Annotated in this window: 19 protein-coding genes and 1 pseudogene; 8 read left to right on the plus strand and 12 right to left on the minus strand. The window is 63.8% G+C overall.

The features are described from left to right. Nucleotides 1-247 precede the first annotated feature (247 nt). The 3 genes from V5279_RS30335 to V5279_RS30345 all read left to right on the plus strand — a co-directional run bounded on the left by V5279_RS30335 (nt 248) and on the right by V5279_RS30345 (nt 1,565). Nucleotides 248-682: a hypothetical protein gene (locus tag V5279_RS30335; protein WP_224741760.1), complete on the plus strand. Its 435-nt coding sequence runs from the start codon at nt 248-250 to the stop codon at nt 680-682. Between the two features lie 96 nt (nt 683-778). After that, the gene (locus tag V5279_RS30340; protein WP_166306027.1) at nt 779-1,072 is read left to right on the plus strand and encodes an antibiotic biosynthesis monooxygenase; all 294 of its coding nucleotides are present in this window, start codon (nt 779-781) and stop codon (nt 1,070-1,072) included. A gap of 154 nt (nt 1,073-1,226) precedes the next feature. Beyond that, entirely contained in the window at nt 1,227-1,565 is a 339-nt protein-coding gene (locus V5279_RS30345) for a hypothetical protein (RefSeq protein ID WP_166306024.1), read from the plus strand. A gap of 45 nt (nt 1,566-1,610) precedes the next feature. Here the strand turns inward: V5279_RS30345 and V5279_RS30350 are convergent, their stop codons facing one another. The 7 genes from V5279_RS30350 to V5279_RS30380 form a co-directional block, all read right to left on the minus strand. Next, nucleotides 1,611-2,114: an N-acetyltransferase gene (locus V5279_RS30350; RefSeq protein WP_338690867.1), complete on the minus strand. Its 504-nt coding sequence runs from the start codon at nt 2,112-2,114 to the stop codon at nt 1,611-1,613. A gap of 40 nt (nt 2,115-2,154) precedes the next feature. Further along, nucleotides 2,155-2,586 (minus strand): DUF1801 domain-containing protein, encoded by a 432-nt coding sequence (locus V5279_RS30355; protein ID WP_166306018.1) that lies wholly within the window; start codon nt 2,584-2,586, stop codon nt 2,155-2,157. Nucleotides 2,587-2,641: 55 nt separating this feature from the next. Then, nucleotides 2,642-2,866, minus strand: a complete 225-nt coding sequence (locus V5279_RS30360; RefSeq protein ID WP_338690868.1) for a hypothetical protein — start codon at nt 2,864-2,866, stop codon at nt 2,642-2,644. A 34-nt stretch (nt 2,867-2,900) separates the two neighbouring features. Continuing rightward, nucleotides 2,901-3,332, minus strand: a complete 432-nt coding sequence (locus V5279_RS30365) for an SRPBCC domain-containing protein (protein ID WP_338690869.1) — start codon at nt 3,330-3,332, stop codon at nt 2,901-2,903. Next, nucleotides 3,329-3,652, minus strand: coding sequence for a metalloregulator ArsR/SmtB family transcription factor (locus tag V5279_RS30370; RefSeq protein ID WP_338690870.1), 324 nt, complete (start codon nt 3,650-3,652; stop codon nt 3,329-3,331). Before V5279_RS30370 ends, V5279_RS30365 begins: the two co-directional genes overlap by 4 nt. 297 nt (nt 3,653-3,949) lie before the next feature. Beyond that, a complete protein-coding gene (locus V5279_RS30375; RefSeq protein WP_338690871.1) occupies nt 3,950-4,795 on the minus strand; it encodes a c-type cytochrome in 846 nt (281 codons plus the stop codon). 67 nt (nt 4,796-4,862) lie between these two features. After that, nucleotides 4,863-5,093, minus strand: a complete 231-nt coding sequence (locus V5279_RS30380; protein ID WP_338690872.1) for a hypothetical protein — start codon at nt 5,091-5,093, stop codon at nt 4,863-4,865. A 474-nt stretch (nt 5,094-5,567) separates the two neighbouring features. Between V5279_RS30380 and V5279_RS30385 the strand changes: the two are divergent. The 3 genes and pseudogenes from V5279_RS30385 (at nt 5,568) to V5279_RS30395 (ending at nt 8,179) form a co-directional block, all read left to right on the plus strand. After that, nucleotides 5,568-6,343, plus strand: a pseudogene (locus V5279_RS30385) (IS5 family transposase). A 597-nt stretch (nt 6,344-6,940) separates the two neighbouring features. Next, nucleotides 6,941-7,693 carry a carbonic anhydrase gene (locus tag V5279_RS30390; protein ID WP_338690873.1) on the plus strand — a complete coding sequence of 251 codons (753 nt, stop codon included), beginning with the start codon at nt 6,941-6,943 and terminating at the stop codon, nt 7,691-7,693. A 129-nt stretch (nt 7,694-7,822) separates the two neighbouring features. Then, the gene (locus tag V5279_RS30395; protein ID WP_338690874.1) at nt 7,823-8,179 is read left to right on the plus strand and encodes a ClpXP protease specificity-enhancing factor SspB; all 357 of its coding nucleotides are present in this window, start codon (nt 7,823-7,825) and stop codon (nt 8,177-8,179) included. 36 nt (nt 8,180-8,215) lie between these two features. On the opposite strand, the gene V5279_RS30400 is transcribed toward V5279_RS30395, so the two are convergent. Further along, nucleotides 8,216-9,001 carry a 2-keto-4-pentenoate hydratase gene (locus V5279_RS30400; RefSeq protein ID WP_338701445.1) on the minus strand — a complete coding sequence of 262 codons (786 nt, stop codon included), beginning with the start codon at nt 8,999-9,001 and terminating at the stop codon, nt 8,216-8,218. Nucleotides 9,002-9,109: 108 nt separating this feature from the next. Continuing rightward, the gene (locus tag V5279_RS30405; protein WP_338690875.1) at nt 9,110-10,138 is read right to left on the minus strand and encodes an aldehyde reductase; all 1,029 of its coding nucleotides are present in this window, start codon (nt 10,136-10,138) and stop codon (nt 9,110-9,112) included. Between the two features lie 112 nt (nt 10,139-10,250). On the opposite strand from V5279_RS30405, the gene V5279_RS30410 reads away from it, so the two are divergent. After that, on the plus strand, nt 10,251-10,661 hold the full coding sequence (locus V5279_RS30410) for a helix-turn-helix domain-containing protein (protein WP_338690876.1): 411 nt from the start codon (nt 10,251-10,253) through the stop codon (nt 10,659-10,661). Between the two features lie 204 nt (nt 10,662-10,865). On the opposite strand, the gene V5279_RS30415 is transcribed toward V5279_RS30410, so the two are convergent. The 3 genes from V5279_RS30415 to V5279_RS30425 all read right to left on the minus strand — a co-directional run bounded on the left by V5279_RS30415 (nt 10,866) and on the right by V5279_RS30425 (nt 13,121). Continuing rightward, nucleotides 10,866-11,672 (minus strand): phytanoyl-CoA dioxygenase, encoded by an 807-nt coding sequence (locus tag V5279_RS30415; RefSeq protein ID WP_338690877.1) that lies wholly within the window; start codon nt 11,670-11,672, stop codon nt 10,866-10,868. A gap of 237 nt (nt 11,673-11,909) precedes the next feature. Further along, nucleotides 11,910-12,275 (minus strand): RNA polymerase-binding protein DksA, encoded by a 366-nt coding sequence (gene dksA / locus V5279_RS30420; RefSeq protein WP_170991616.1) that lies wholly within the window; start codon nt 12,273-12,275, stop codon nt 11,910-11,912. Between the two features lie 234 nt (nt 12,276-12,509). Next, complete coding sequence (locus V5279_RS30425; protein WP_338690878.1) at nt 12,510-13,121, minus strand: NAD(P)-dependent oxidoreductase; 612 nt, start codon at nt 13,119-13,121, stop codon at nt 12,510-12,512. A gap of 103 nt (nt 13,122-13,224) precedes the next feature. Between V5279_RS30425 and V5279_RS30430 the strand changes: the two genes are divergently transcribed. Then, complete coding sequence (locus V5279_RS30430; protein ID WP_029085377.1) at nt 13,225-13,611, plus strand: winged helix-turn-helix transcriptional regulator; 387 nt, start codon at nt 13,225-13,227, stop codon at nt 13,609-13,611. Nucleotides 13,612-13,620: the final 9 nt, after the last annotated feature.

Here is a 13,620-nt window from a genome sequence, read left to right on the forward strand (position 1 = left end):
CGCGAACCTAGGCGCGGCGCGGTGTACCAACACGGCCCTCTCGCTAGCTCCCCTGGCGAGGGCCGTGGCATTTTGTGACCGGTAGCGTGCGCTCGCGCGATCGGCGTGCACCAGTCGGATACCGCTTTCCGAAAGTCACGCGATGGCTTTCTCGGTTCGTTAACCGTCGCAGCAGCGCGCAGTGGAAGTCCGATCGATTGCAACGTAGCTAGGCGACAACGCAGGGTTTTCTATTTGTATGACAGTCATGCAAAGAGACGGTCGGTATGCGGCGTGGTTCCGGACGCCGCGCGGCGAAGGCACCGGAATAGTCCAGCTCGCAAATGGCAGGATCTCGGGTGGCGACGCCATGTTCACCTATGGCGGTAGCTATCAGCTTGAGGATGACCGCTTCACCGCGATCCTGACGACGCACAGATATGCCGACGGCCCGTTCACCACGGTGTTCGGCTGCGACGAGGTCGAGGCGCAGCTGACCGGCTCGTTCAACGGCAACCGGGCGGTGTGCTCGGGCACCGCCAAGCAGGCCCCCGGTGTGCTGTTCGAAGCCACGCTGTTTCTACAGCAGCACGAGCCGGAGCCCACCCCCGGCCCAAAAGCCACGACAACACGCGCGGATGTCGCGAGACTGCCAAAACTCCCCGACCGCCGCACGACCGTCGTAACCAGGCGTTTCAGCTGACCCGTCCGCAATGGCGATGGCGTCCCCGCCCTATCAGGCGTAGCATTGCGCATGCGCGAAGCGCAGCACGATCGATGCAGCCGGAAGGAGGACCGCATGTATGCCGCCATCCGTCACGCCAAGGCGAAGACTGGTAGCGCCGAAGAACTCGCGCGCCGGATCAAGGAAGGCGCTATTCCGATCATCAGCGACGTCGAAGGCTTCATGGCCTATTACGTGGTCTATGCCGGCGACGACACGGTCACCGCGATCAGCGTCTTCAACAATTACGCCGGCGCCGAGGAGGCCAACCGCCGCGCGCTGGCCTGGATCGACGACAATCTCGGTCCATTGCTGATCGGGCCGGCCACCGCTGTAGCGGGTCCAGTGATCGTGCATACGAAGGCGTAAGGGCCGCGCCAGGCAGACTTCGCCCGGCAGAAGCTGCCTGCCGCGCGCCGTACGCGCATGGGAGCGCCGCGATCTCCTTGAAATCACTGGCGCGCCGGATGGCACGCCAATTGCTCCGCGCTTGCAGCATTGCAAACGGGGACCGCGCGCACAGATGACGTCGATCTCAGCCTTCGGATCGGTCGCGGCCGGCATGACGACCGGCACGTTGAAGAAACCGCTGACCGCCGACGCCACCGGATCCACGCAAGCCGCAAGCGGCAGTTCGCTCGATGACAGCGTCGAGCAGAAATTTCTCAAATACGCGCAGATGAGTCCGATGGACCGCATGCGCGCCAACATCCTCAAGAGCATGGGCATGTCGGAGGAGGACCTCAAGAACATGACGCCGGATCAGCGCGCAGCGGTCGAGCAGAAGATCAAGGAGCTGATCGAGCAGTCGTTCCAGAAGAACGCCGGCAAGGCCGGCCAGGCCATCGACATCTCGGCGTAGAATGCTCGGTACCCGCTGCCCAGAGTTGTGCCGCGAGAACGACGGCTATGGCGGGGCGTCGGGCCGGTCGCTCAGCACAACGAACGCCTTGCCGTTAAAGTCGTACCGCGCGACCTCGCGCATACCGAGCCGCAGATGCGCCTTGAGCGAGCGCGGATTGTCGTCCCTGATGAAGAGGATCGCCTCACGGCCGGGAAAATTTGCCTGCAGCCTCGCGTACAACCCCTCCAGGACTCCAAGGCCGCGCGCGTCCTGCGAGATGCATACGGGACCATACACATAGGCATCTGGACGCCCCGGCCAGGCCTGCAGCATGGCCTGCACCGGCGGAGCCTCGTCAAATCCCTTCTCCGACGTCAGGAGCGCGCCGAGCAGTCTGCCCGCTTCGTCGGTCGCGATGACGATCGATTGCCCGCTTGCAATGCGCGTTTCGATCACATCGCGCGGCCATTGCCCGAGCAGCATGCCGCCCCGGTCACCGCTATTGGCCATCAGCAACGCGGAGACGGCTTCCGCGTCCGACGATGTGGCGAGCCTGGTCCTGATCATCTCAGCTCGATCGAGTCAGCGGGCAACGCACGATCACAACTCACGCCTTTTTCTTCGCGGCCGCGCGGGCACCCGCCGCCGCTTTCGCAGCTTTCTTGGCCGGCTTCTTCGATTTGGCCTGATTGAGTTCGATCGCGGCGCGGATCAGGGCCCTAAATGCGCGGTCGTTGATCTTGTCGCCCTCGAACAGGTCGATCGCGCGCCGCACATTGCCCTCGAAGCCGGTGTTGAACAGCTTGTCGGGGTCCGGCAGCTGCGCGCCGTACATGAAGGTCAGCTTCACCTTGCCCTTGTGCGCGTTGCCGACCGCGATGATTCCGTCACGCGACCACACCGGGCTGCCCATCCACTTCCACTCCTCGATGATGCCGGGATCGGCGGCGAGGATGCTCTTGCGCAGGCTGGCCAGCGTCTTGCCGCGCCAGTCGGTGAGATCCTCGATCATCCGGTCGATACGTTCCGATGCCGTCATGTCCGCCTCGTGTTCCTCACCTGCGTCATGCAATCATATTTGAGATGCCCGGGCATCACACTTGTGATGCCGAGGTCGGTCCCCGCCGCGGTGCCAGATAGGGCAGCGCGAACAGATACAGGCCGCTGAGCAGCATGAAGATCAGCGGAAACAGCGCGAGCAGACCGATCCACACGGCTTGCTGCTGCTGCACCATGGCGATGATGTTGATGATGACGGCGACCGTGAAGGCAATCGAAAGCCAGCGGTGAAGTTGCCTGATCCAGTTGTTCCAGTTCAATGTGACCTCCTGTTTGATGGGTGTTGTGCGGGCCTCACTCCGGCCGCGTCATCAGCTGATCGAGATTCTCCAGGAACTGCTTCCATCCGGCATGGGCGCCGCCATAGGCCTGCTTCTGATGCGGCTGGAAGCCGGACTGCTCGACGCGCAGATGGGTGCCCTTCGCCGTCGGCGTCAGCGTGAAGACCACCACACTCTCGAGATTGTAGGCGGGATCTTCGTGCGCGAAATTCCAGGTGTAGGACAGCGTCTTGTGCGGCTCGACGGCCAGCACCTTGCAGTCCAGCACGCCGCCCCACTCGCCGCGCAGATGGAAGCTGTGCCCGACCTCGGGCTTGAAGTCGTTCTTCATCAGCCACTCCTCGATCAGATGCGGTTGCGTCAGCGCGCGCCAGAGCTTTTCCGGCGCATGGGGAAATTCGCGCTCGACGATCGCGGAGCGCGTCTCAGCGGTGGTCTTGTTCATTGGTCCATCCTTTTGAGGAGATCTTCGAGGTGGTCGAACCGGTTCTGCCAGAAGCCCGCCATCTGGCTGGTCCAGTCGATCAGCGGCGCCAGTGCGCCGAGTTGCGCGCTGTAATGCGTCTGCCTGCCTTCATGGCGATCGCGCACCAGCCCGGCGTGTTTCAGCACGCCGAGATGTTTCGACACCGCCGGCTGCGAGATTTTCCCGCGGGCCGTCAGCGCGCCGACGGTCTGCTCGCCCTCGCGGCACAGGCGCTCGAAGATCGCCCGGCGGGTCGGGTCCGCGAGGGTTCGAAACAGCATGTCGTGGGCGTCAGGCATTTTGTGATCCATAACCTAATGGCTATGGATTAACTCATAATCGGTCAGTTATGGTTATGTCAACGGGAAACTTGCGGGGTGCGATTGCGATGAGACTTGTCTCGTTAAGGCTTTTGCGGCTCCATTCCGAGCAATGATCGCTCCAGCCTTTCATAGCCCGCGGGTTATTCGCCGAAGCCGATTTGTCCGCTGGAGCAAGTCGGCCAGATCCGTCAAGCCTGCCGAATGCGGCCGCGCCAATTCGGCTCGGCCAACAACAGACCGTCCCGCAAATGCAAGGCCCAAGAGACTTTCGGACTACTCTTTTGGCGGCACCGTACGCAGATAGGCGACGATGGCATCGAGATCGGCAGCTGACACGGTGGCGTAGTAGTGGAAACCCATCGGCGGATTGAGCTTGCTGCCATCCTTGCTGACGCCCTGAGTGATGGCGCGTTTGATCTCGTCGTCGGTCCAGCCGCCAATGCCGTTCGTCTTGCTGGAGCTGATGTTCCTCGAAACCGATACACCCCAAGGTCCCGGAAACTTGCCGCCACCAGCGCCCAGCCTGGTTGCAAATTCTCGCCCTTGCGGCCCCATCGGCGTGTGGCACTCCATGCAGTGCGCGATCGTGGTGAGGTAGAACCCTTGCTGCACCTTGTCGCCCAACATCGCCTCGGTGTACGCGCTATCACCGCCCGGGGGGACGGGATGTCGTTGCACCATCCTGTAGATCGGGTCCGGCACCGCATTCTTGATCGGCTTGATCGTGCGCAGATAAGCGATCACCGCATCGAGATCGCGCTCGGTCATAATCTCGTAGAAGCCGCTTGGCATGATCATGGCGACCGGTGCGCCGTTGCGCTTGATGCCCTTGCGCAGGAGTTGCCTGAGCTGGGCGTCGGTGTAATTGCCGATGCCGGTTTCCTTGTCCTGCGTGATGTTCGAGGCGGTGACCTTGAAAGGTGGCTCGTCCCATGACGCGCCGCCGGAAAATGCCTTATCCGTGATCTCGCCCGATGGCCCCTTCGGCGTATGGCAGTTGCCACAGGTCAGGATGCCATTGACCAGATAATCACCCCGCGCGACCAGGTCCGATGCCGCGCTCACCGGGCTGATCAATATCGCACCGATAACGAGTGCTAACGATCCGCTGCGGATCATGACGATGCCTCCAATCAATTAAATATGTTGATCGAGCACTGATCGATTTCTGGATTCAAAATGTACGTCAGCGAAATGTGCGCGCCGCTGTCGACACTGCGAAAGCCGGCGCAAAAACTACGTATCTGGTGCGCTCGAAAATGCCGTGCGCGAATCGATGGTACGATCGCCAGCCTTCTTTTGGCAGGACCAATTGCCCGAGGGCCAGCTGCACGAAGCTATCAGATTTCACTGCGGTGAGAAGACGGGTCTTCGAATCAGAACGATGCGATGCGTTTCGATCCAGAAACACTTCCATCGTCACTCCGGGCTCGCCAACGGGTCCGTGCAGAGCGCGGCCCGATGACAGGCTCCGCGAGAACCCGGAATCCATCGGGCCGCACATCTCGCGGATGAATGGTTTCCGGACTAAGCTCGAGCCTGTCATCAAGCGTGCATCGCGCGAACCGCTGAAACTGTCCCGGAATGATGAGGGGATAGCGGCTGGCCCCTGCTACTGAGTTGCCCGACGGCGCAAGCCCCCGCAGCAAAAATATTTCGGTTTATCGGAACGATAATTTGATGTATGGTTCGCCCGTCTCACCCGATCGAGGGGCGCTTCGCGGTCGTCACGAACGCGGTGTGGGATGCGGTGGACGCCGAGCGTGGCACTGACGAGGACGCGCAAGGCGGACGGTGAAGTCGTGTGGTCCTGACGCCCTAGGTGGTGTGGACTCTAAGGATTCCCTTTTAGGAGCAAATCAGATTCAAGGCTGCTTTTGGGGAGGCCGCCTTGGGTGTGATGGACCGTTTGGTATTGAGCGACGCGGCGTGGGAGCGGATAGCGCCGCTGATCATAGGGCGCCCCGATCAGAAGGGCTCCACCGGGCGCGACAACCGGATGTTCGTGGAAGGTGTGCTGTGGATCGTGCGTACGGGGTCTCCCTGGCGCGATCTTCCGGAGGTGTTTGGGGACTGGAACAGCGTGTTCCGGCGCTTCAGTCGATGGAGCATCAAGGGTGTTTGGTGGCGGATCTTCGAGGCGATGTCCGATGATCCGGACTTCGAATATCTGATCGTCGATTCCACCATTGTTCGGGCGCATCAGCACGCCGCCGGCGCCAAAAAGGGGGGTCTGAAGATCAAGCGGAAGATCAAGCGATCGGCCGCTCGCGCGGCGGCCTGAGCACCAAGATACATATGGCCGTTCGAGGCTTGGGATGTCCGGTGCGGTTCACGCTTACCGCAGGTCAGAAGGGCGATGCACCGCAAGCCGCCGCATTGATCGAAGGCTTATCCGCCGAGGTCGTCATGGCCGATACGGCCTATGACGCCGATCACTTGCGCCAAGCCATCGCCGCCAAAGGCGCGCTCGCCGTGATCCCCAACAACCCGTCACGCGCGCTCAAATATCCACTCGACAAGCATTTCTATGCCCAGCGTCATCTCGTCGAATGCTGCTTCTCAAAGCTCAAGCAGTTCCGCCGCGTCGCAACCCGCTTCGAAAAAACGGCCCGGAACTACCGGGCCGTCGTCACTCTCGCAGCCATCGTTCTATGGATGCGCTAGTGTCCACACCACCTAGCGGCCGGTGTCCCCTTGTGAGACGCAATTGCGTCTTGCGAAGGCGGTGACAAACAAGCCCAGTCTCGCCGGGGAGAGCACGTATAAGCCGTAACCCATCGCGCAGGGAAAGCCGGATTGCTCCGGTTACACCTGTGGTCCTACCCCCGAGCTTTCATCCTTTGCTCGGGGCCCATGGGTGCGATCGGCACCCGGCTTTCCCTGCGCCCTCTGTTCGAAGAGGGCGGAACGAAGAGCAAAGCTCGGGCAAATCATGTCGCGAGAACGCGAAGTTGCGTCCCCACCCACACTGTCATCGCCCGGCTTGACCGGGCGATCCAGTACGCCGCGGCCCCTCGGCTCAAGCACTAGCGTCTCTGGAATACTGGATCGCCCGGTCAAGCCGGGCGATGACAGCGAACAAGCTGTTTGACAGGTTGAATCGAGAACCATCCTCATCGTCGTCCTGGCTCCCGTGCGCAATTGCGCGCTAGGCCAGGACGACAACGGTGTATGTCGCGCGACATGAGAGCCCGTTGCGATGGCGCTGCGCATGATTTACAACCATTGCGCGGATGCAGTCCTTGTTCACGGAGATCCTTGATGTGCCAACTCTGCGACGTCACTCTTCCCACCCAGACCTCACGGCGCCGCTTCCTCGCTGCCGCGGCGTGCACCGCAGCCAGCCTCGCCCTTGCGCCGCAGGTCTCCGCCAAGGAGACGAAACCGCCGCCGAAACCGCAGAACGTGCTGTCGCCGGACGCGGCGCTGGACCGGCTGGTGAAGGGCAATCTCCGTTATGTCGAGGGTGTCTCGCGGCGGCATGATTTCAAGCACGAGCGCGAGGCGCTGGCCGGCGGACAGAATCCGTTCGCCGGCGTCCTGAGCTGCGCCGACTCCCGCATCGCGCCGGAGTACGCCTTCGACACCGGCCGCGGCGATCTGTTCGTCTGCCGCGTCGCCGGCAATTTCGCCAGCGATGAGATGATAGCAAGCCTCGAATATGCGGCGGCGGTGCTCAACGTGCCGCTGTTCATGGTGCTCGGCCATGACGCCTGCGGGGCAGTCGACGCCACCATCAAGTCGCTGAAGGACAACACCACCCTGCCCGGCCATCTGCCTTCGCTGGTCAACGCGCTCGCGCCGGCCATAAAGGCGACCGAAGGCAAGCCCGGCGACCGGCTCGCCAACGCCATCACGCAGAACGTCATCGACAATGTCGCGAAGCTCAAATCGGCGACGCCGATCCTCAGCGCCGCGGTCGATCAGGGCAAGCTCAAGATCGTCGGCGCGGTCTATCGGCTGGCCGACGGCAAGGTCGAGCTGGTCACGGACGCGAAACGACCGGCGACGTGAACCTCGGCGTGGACTCCGGCCACTGAAACCATGCGAGCGGCATGGAGAGGTCGGATGTGGCACGGGCAGCGAAGGATTGGGCCCCGAAGGATTGGGCAGCGAAGGATCGGGTGCGGAAGGATTGCTTTGGTGCTGCTGCTGGCGGCCTCGTTCACCGGGAGCGCCGGCGCCGAACCCTGCAACACCGCGCCGAAGCGAATCGAGATGGCCTCATCGCTCCGCCATGCCGCGGAGGACCGGCCGGTCAACATCACCTTCGCAACCAGGGCCGATGGCGTGAAACTGCCTGCCGCCGTGATCGAGCAATACCCCGAGGAGATCACGATCATCCTGCAACACGAGTTCGATCGCCTGGTGGTGAAGGATGACGGCTTCGAGGTCGGGGTCTGGTTCAAGCGCAAATATGCGCGGCTGACCGTGCCGTTCGAGGCGGTCAGGGCCGTGTGGGACAGTTCGGTTCAGACATGTTCGAGCGGTCACCCCTAGGGAATGGCGACCATTCGACATGGCGAGCATGGCAAGTCAGGTGAACGTCGCTTCCACCTTGCCGAGCCCCTCGAGCTCCATCACGACCGCATCGCCGGCCTTCAGCCATATCGTCTTGACCAGGCTGCCGGTCAGCACGATCTGCCCGGCATGCAGGCCGCGGCCTTCGGCGGCGAGATGATTGGCGAGCCAGGCGAGCGCATTGTGGGGATGGCCGAGCACGTCGGCGCCGGTGCCGCGCCCCTCCTCCTTGCCGTTGACGAGCGCGCGTCCGGTGACCTTGCACAGATCGGGCACGGTGATGCGCGGCACCGCCTCGCCGAGCACGCAGCCGGCCGCGAAGAAGTCGTCGGCGATCAGCGTCGGCGCGCCCAGCGTCTCCCATTTGACGTAGCGGTCGTCGACGATCTCGATCGCCGGATAATAGGCCTCGATCGCCTCCGCGACCCATTCGGCGGTGAACGGCGCTTCACCGGGAGCGAGACTGCGCGCGAGCCGCACCGCGATCTCGCACTCGACGCCGACATGGACGAAATCGGCCGCCGGCAGCTGCACGCCGCTGTCATGCACGACCTTCTCGAACACCCCGCCGCCGCAGGGGTGCGGGATGTTGATGTATTCCTGCATCACGGCGCTGGTGCAGCCGATCTTGTAGCCGACCAGGCTGCCGACCTGTTCCAGCAGCAAATCGTGCAGCGCGCGCTGCACCTCGTAGCCTTCGGCCTCGTCGCGCGGCACGACGTCCTTGGCGAGCGCCTTCAGCGGCGCGCGATTGCGGCGCGCGCTGGCGATCGCCTTTGCGGCCGCGACGACCCGGTCCATCTGCGCAGCCTCCCTGATGTTCTCGGCGGCGCCGTGGCGCGCCTGTCTGCTCACAGCAATTCAGCACTCGCCGACGCATCTGGCAAGCACGCTGGACGTGAGCTGCCGTCAGGCCTTGACCAAACCGAGCCTGATCAAGCTCTCGGCGGTCGCCACAATCATCTCCTCATTGCCGCGCGGCCTCCAGCCGAGCAGGTTCTGCGCCTTGGCGCTGGTGGAACGCCGCACCTTGCCCAGCAGCGGCAAGGCTGCGCGGGCCAGCGGATTGCGCCGGGCGGCGAGCCGGATCAGCCAATCCGGCGCCTGGAACCGCGGCACACGCCGCGCCTTGCTGCCGAGTTTTTCGCGCAGCAGGCGGGCAACGGCAAGCACCGACAGGGTCTCGCCGGCGACCGCCAGGAAGCGCTCGCCCCTGGCTTTGGGCGAGGTCATGGCGCGCAGATGCAGGTCGGCGACATCGCGCACGTCGACGAGCCCGAAATGGATCCGCGGCACCGCCGGCATCGCGCCGTCGAGCAGCGCCTTGATGATGCCGATCGACTCGGAGAAGTCGGGCCCCAGCGCCGGGCCGAACACCGCGGTGGGATTGACCACGGCAAGCTCGAGGCCATTGCCTTCGCGCGCGATGAAATCCCAGGCGGCGCGCTCGGCCAGCGTCTTGGATTTGGGATAGGCCTGCACATCGCCGCCATCGAGATTGGACCACACGGTCTCGTCGAACGGCGCCGCCTGCGGCGGATGGCCATAGCCGATCGCGGCAAACGACGATGTGATGACGACGCGCTTGACGCCGGCCTCGCGCGCCGCGCGCAACACCCGCAACGTTCCTTCACGCGCCGGAACGATCAGCTCGTTCTCGTCCTCAGGCACGTGGGCGCCTAGCGGCGATGCGACATGCAGCACGTAATCGCAACCCCTGACCGCCTCGCGCCAGCCGTCGTCGCGCAGCAGATCTGCGGTGACGAAGCCGACCTGGTCGGGCGTATCAGCACCGCCCTCGCGCAGCATCGCGATGACGTCCTTGCTGCGATCCGGATTGCGCAGCGTGGTGCGCACCGCGTACCCGGCGGCAAGCAGCTGCAGAATCGTATGCGCGCCGATGAAGCCCGTTCCGCCCGTGACCAAAACCGTGCTCATGCCCTCGCCTCTCCATGGTTCAGCGGGTCCGGACGTCGCGCCGCCCACCCTGCACAGACCGCATCTGGTCACTATCTCTGTTCGGGCAAGTAGAATGAAAATCGAGACCGGTATGGAAAACAATACCAGCGATCTGTGTGACGGCAGTGACTGCGAGAGTTGCCCGACCGACCCCGCGTTGCTGCTCGAGTTCAAGCACGCGATCCACGCGCTCAGCGGCAAGTGGAAGCTCGAGATCCTGTTCACGCTGATGAATGGCGGCGTGCGGTTCGGCGCGCTGCGCCGCGCGCTCGCGCCGATCACCCAGCATATGCTGACCGCGCAGCTGCGCGAGCTCGAGCGCGACGGGCTGATCGCGCGCAAGGTGCTCATCGAGAAGCCGCTGCAGGTCGCCTACGAGCTGACGGATTCGGCCTGGAGCCTGACGCCGGCCTTCCGCGAATTGCTGGCGTGGTCGAAGATCTTCGGCGCCCGACGAAGCGCCGTAGCAGGCGAGACGCAGCTTGGAGTTGGAATTGGCTGAGTGAGGACCGATTGCATCGGCACCGGGACTCGGCCCCCTCTCCCGCTTGCGGGGGAGGGTTGGGGTGGGGGTATCACCACGAGTCGTATTGCGGAGAGAGCCCCCACCCGGATCGCATCTAACGATGCGATCCGACCTCCCCCGCAAGCGGGAGAGGTGGAGCCAGCGCGTGGCGCGGCCGCTTCACCAAACGGCCATCGCACTTCACCCCAAACCGAGCGCGCGCCGGATCGCGATCTCGACCGGCGAATACGCGCCGTCGTCACGCGCGAGCCGATACGGCTCGCCGCTGCCGAGCGCCGGCTGGGCCATGAAGCGCGGCCTCGTTCCTCGATGCATCTGCGCGGCATGCACGAGGAAGGGATGGCACAGATAGACCGTCCCCGCCTCGCCCGTCGCGAGCGCGACCTCGCAATCGGCGCCCATCTCGTCGAGCACCATGCGCGCACGTCCTGCCTCGCCCGCCGGCGCAAGATAGCGCGCGATCGGCAGGTGCGATCCGACCCTGATCCGGGTCGGCGCGTCGGGCTCGCCGACATCGGAGAACAGGAACAGCATCAGCAGCGCCCGGCCGCGCGAGACGATGTTGACCCGCCAGGCGGAGAAGTCGCTGCGTTCGTTCGGGTCGCAATCGTCGCCGGGAAAACTGACATCGATATGCCAGCCGGCATCGCCGGGATCGTCCGGATGCGGAAACCGCACCGGAAAGGTCCCGATGTTGTGGCGCGGAGACCAGCGGCCGAGGCCGGCAATCTGGTCGAACACCCGATACAGCACCGGCGTGTTGATCGCCTGCCGGAACGGTTCCTCGCCATAGCCGGGCAGCCGCACCACCGGATGCGTCCAGGTCGAGGGATCGTGCTCGCTGCACGGCAGGTCGCGCCACATGATGGCGCGTCCGGCATCGGCGAGTTCGCGGGGAAAGGCGTTGTCGATCCGGACAAAGCCCTGTTCGATGAATTGCTCAATCTGCGCGCCGTCAAGCGCACGCGCGTCGTCTCGATGAATCATGACTGTCTCTCAAACTGTCGCCAGCCATCGCTGCTCCGCGATGCGCGGAACCTGACCGGCTCATTCGGTTCACTGGAACCCGGCCAAGCAGATCTTGCCGGGGCGATCAGCGCTTCCTCGTGGAAGCGGGATCAACCCAGGAAGAAGACCGAGGCGATGTTGAGAGTACGTGTCATCATGGCGGCGCGAACCTACAACCGGTGCGCACCGGGATCAATCCGTGGCGATCGGCCGCCACTATTCGTCGCGATAGACCTTCTCGCGCTTCTCGTGGCGTTCCTGCGCCTCCACCGACAGCGTCGCGATCGGGCGGGCTTCGAGCCGCTTCAACGAGATCGGCTCGCCGGTCTCTTCGCAATAGCCGTAGGTGTTGTCTTCGATGCGTTGGAGCGCCGCGTCGATCTTGGAGATCAGCTTGCGCTGACGGTCGCGGGCACGAAGTTCGATCGCGCGGTCGGTTTCCGAGGACGCTCGGTCCGCGAGGTCGGGGTGATTGACGTTCTCTTCCTGCAACGTCTGCAGCGTGACCTTCGATTCGCGGAGGATCTCATCCTTCCAGGCCAGCAGCTTGGCGCGGAAATAGTCGCGCTGCCGCTCATTCATGAAAGGCTCTTTTTCAGTCGGCCGGTAGTTCTTCAGCTTTTCCAAAGGCAGCCATGTCCCTGTCAGGCGGTGGGAACAAAACCCCTCCGCGCGGCGCCTTATATAGCCACGACATGTGACAGACAATATCTGCAACCAGGAAAGGCGGGCTGCCCCCAAGGCCTTGCACAGGCAAACTTATCCGCCCTGCCTGGGGGCCGCCCTGCGCCGTCTCTTGCGCCCTCTCCCGGCCCTTCAATAACCGACCGTGAAACGCCTGCGGATATGGGCCGGGCGCTCGATTTCGTCGGCGAGTGCAACTGCGAAATCCTCGAACGAGATCCAGCTTTTTCCGTCCATGGCGGTCAGAAGCTGGTCGGTGCCGAGGCGGAACTTGCCGGTCCGCTCGCCCGCCACGAACAGGGCCGAGGGCGACAGAAAGGTCCAGTTCAGGTCCTTTTCCTGGCGCAGCAGGTCGAGGAACTCGGCCCCCTTCGAGGCCTCGGCGTTGTACTGGGCCGGGAAGTTCGGGGTGGTCACCAGGCGGACGCCCGGGGCCACTTCGAGGCTGCCGGCGCCGCCGACCACGAGATAGCGGCCGACCCCGGAGGCCTTGGCCGCCCCGATCAGCTTGGCGGGGTCGCTGACCGAGAAATGGACGGAACTGATCGCGGCATCGTGGCCGGCCCACAGCGCGGCCAGGGCGGCCTCGTCGTTCACGTCGCCCTTCGTGGCGGTGACACCGGGCAGATCGGCGATCTTCTCCGGGTTGCGGGCGATGGCGGTGACGGCGTGGCCGCGGCGGGCGAGTTCCGCCGTGATGCGCGAGCCGGCCTGGCCGGACGCGCCGGCGATGGCGATCTTCATCTCAAGTCTCCGATTGATGGTTTCCAATGGTGACTAGATAGCGAAATGGATGTAGGTGTGAAGAAGGCACTCTTGTCTCACCTGATTACGCCGGAGTAACCCGATGAAAGCCGCCAGCCTGAAGCCGGACGCCTATGCCGCCAATTGCCCGACGCGCCAGATCCTCGACCGGGTCGGCGACAAATGGGCGGTGCTGATCCTGCTATTGCTGCGCAGCGAGCCGATGCGATTCAACCAGCTCCGCCGCGCCATCGAGGGCATCTCGCAGAAGATGCTGTCGCAAGTGCTGAAAAGCCTGGAGCGCGATGGGCTATTGCGCCGCCGTGCGATCGCGACCGTTCCGGTCACCGTGGAATATTCGATCACGCCGCTCGGATCGACGCTCGCCGAAGCGGTCGATCCGCTACGCGATTGGGCCGAACAGAATCTGAAGGAAGTGCTGGCCGCGCAACGCCGCTACGATACGCAGCGCAAGGCACTGGCGGCCTGAAGCAGTGAC

Source organism: Bradyrhizobium sp. 26S5 (assembly GCF_036923295.1).
Lineage (GTDB): Bacteria > Pseudomonadota > Alphaproteobacteria > Rhizobiales > Xanthobacteraceae > Bradyrhizobium > Bradyrhizobium septentrionale.

Excerpts from the sequence above, each read along its gene's own strand:
- V5279_RS30335 (WP_224741760.1), top strand. The coding sequence starts at position 248 with ATGCAAAGAGACGGTCGGTATGCGGCGTGGTTCCGGACGCCGCGCGGC.
- V5279_RS30340 (WP_166306027.1), top strand. The coding sequence starts at position 779 with ATGTATGCCGCCATCCGTCACGCCAAGGCGAAGACTGGTAGCGCCGAA.
- V5279_RS30345 (WP_166306024.1), top strand. The coding sequence starts at position 1,227 with ATGACGTCGATCTCAGCCTTCGGATCGGTCGCGGCCGGCATGACGACC.
- V5279_RS30350 (WP_338690867.1), bottom strand. The coding sequence starts at position 2,114 with ATGATCAGGACCAGGCTCGCCACATCGTCGGACGCGGAAGCCGTCTCC.
- V5279_RS30355 (WP_166306018.1), bottom strand. The coding sequence starts at position 2,586 with ATGACGGCATCGGAACGTATCGACCGGATGATCGAGGATCTCACCGAC.
- V5279_RS30365 (WP_338690869.1), bottom strand. The coding sequence starts at position 3,332 with ATGAACAAGACCACCGCTGAGACGCGCTCCGCGATCGTCGAGCGCGAA.
- V5279_RS30370 (WP_338690870.1), bottom strand. The coding sequence starts at position 3,652 with ATGCCTGACGCCCACGACATGCTGTTTCGAACCCTCGCGGACCCGACC.
- V5279_RS30375 (WP_338690871.1), bottom strand. The coding sequence starts at position 4,795 with ATGATCCGCAGCGGATCGTTAGCACTCGTTATCGGTGCGATATTGATC.
- V5279_RS30380 (WP_338690872.1), bottom strand. The coding sequence starts at position 5,093 with ATGGAAGTGTTTCTGGATCGAAACGCATCGCATCGTTCTGATTCGAAG.
- V5279_RS30390 (WP_338690873.1), top strand. The coding sequence starts at position 6,941 with ATGTGCCAACTCTGCGACGTCACTCTTCCCACCCAGACCTCACGGCGC.
- V5279_RS30400 (WP_338701445.1), bottom strand. The coding sequence starts at position 9,001 with ATGGACCGGGTCGTCGCGGCCGCAAAGGCGATCGCCAGCGCGCGCCGC.
- V5279_RS30405 (WP_338690875.1), bottom strand. The coding sequence starts at position 10,138 with ATGAGCACGGTTTTGGTCACGGGCGGAACGGGCTTCATCGGCGCGCAT.
- V5279_RS30410 (WP_338690876.1), top strand. The coding sequence starts at position 10,251 with ATGGAAAACAATACCAGCGATCTGTGTGACGGCAGTGACTGCGAGAGT.
- V5279_RS30415 (WP_338690877.1), bottom strand. The coding sequence starts at position 11,672 with ATGATTCATCGAGACGACGCGCGTGCGCTTGACGGCGCGCAGATTGAG.
- dksA (WP_170991616.1), bottom strand. The coding sequence starts at position 12,275 with ATGAATGAGCGGCAGCGCGACTATTTCCGCGCCAAGCTGCTGGCCTGG.
- V5279_RS30425 (WP_338690878.1), bottom strand. The coding sequence starts at position 13,121 with ATGAAGATCGCCATCGCCGGCGCGTCCGGCCAGGCCGGCTCGCGCATC.
- V5279_RS30430 (WP_029085377.1), top strand. The coding sequence starts at position 13,225 with ATGAAAGCCGCCAGCCTGAAGCCGGACGCCTATGCCGCCAATTGCCCG.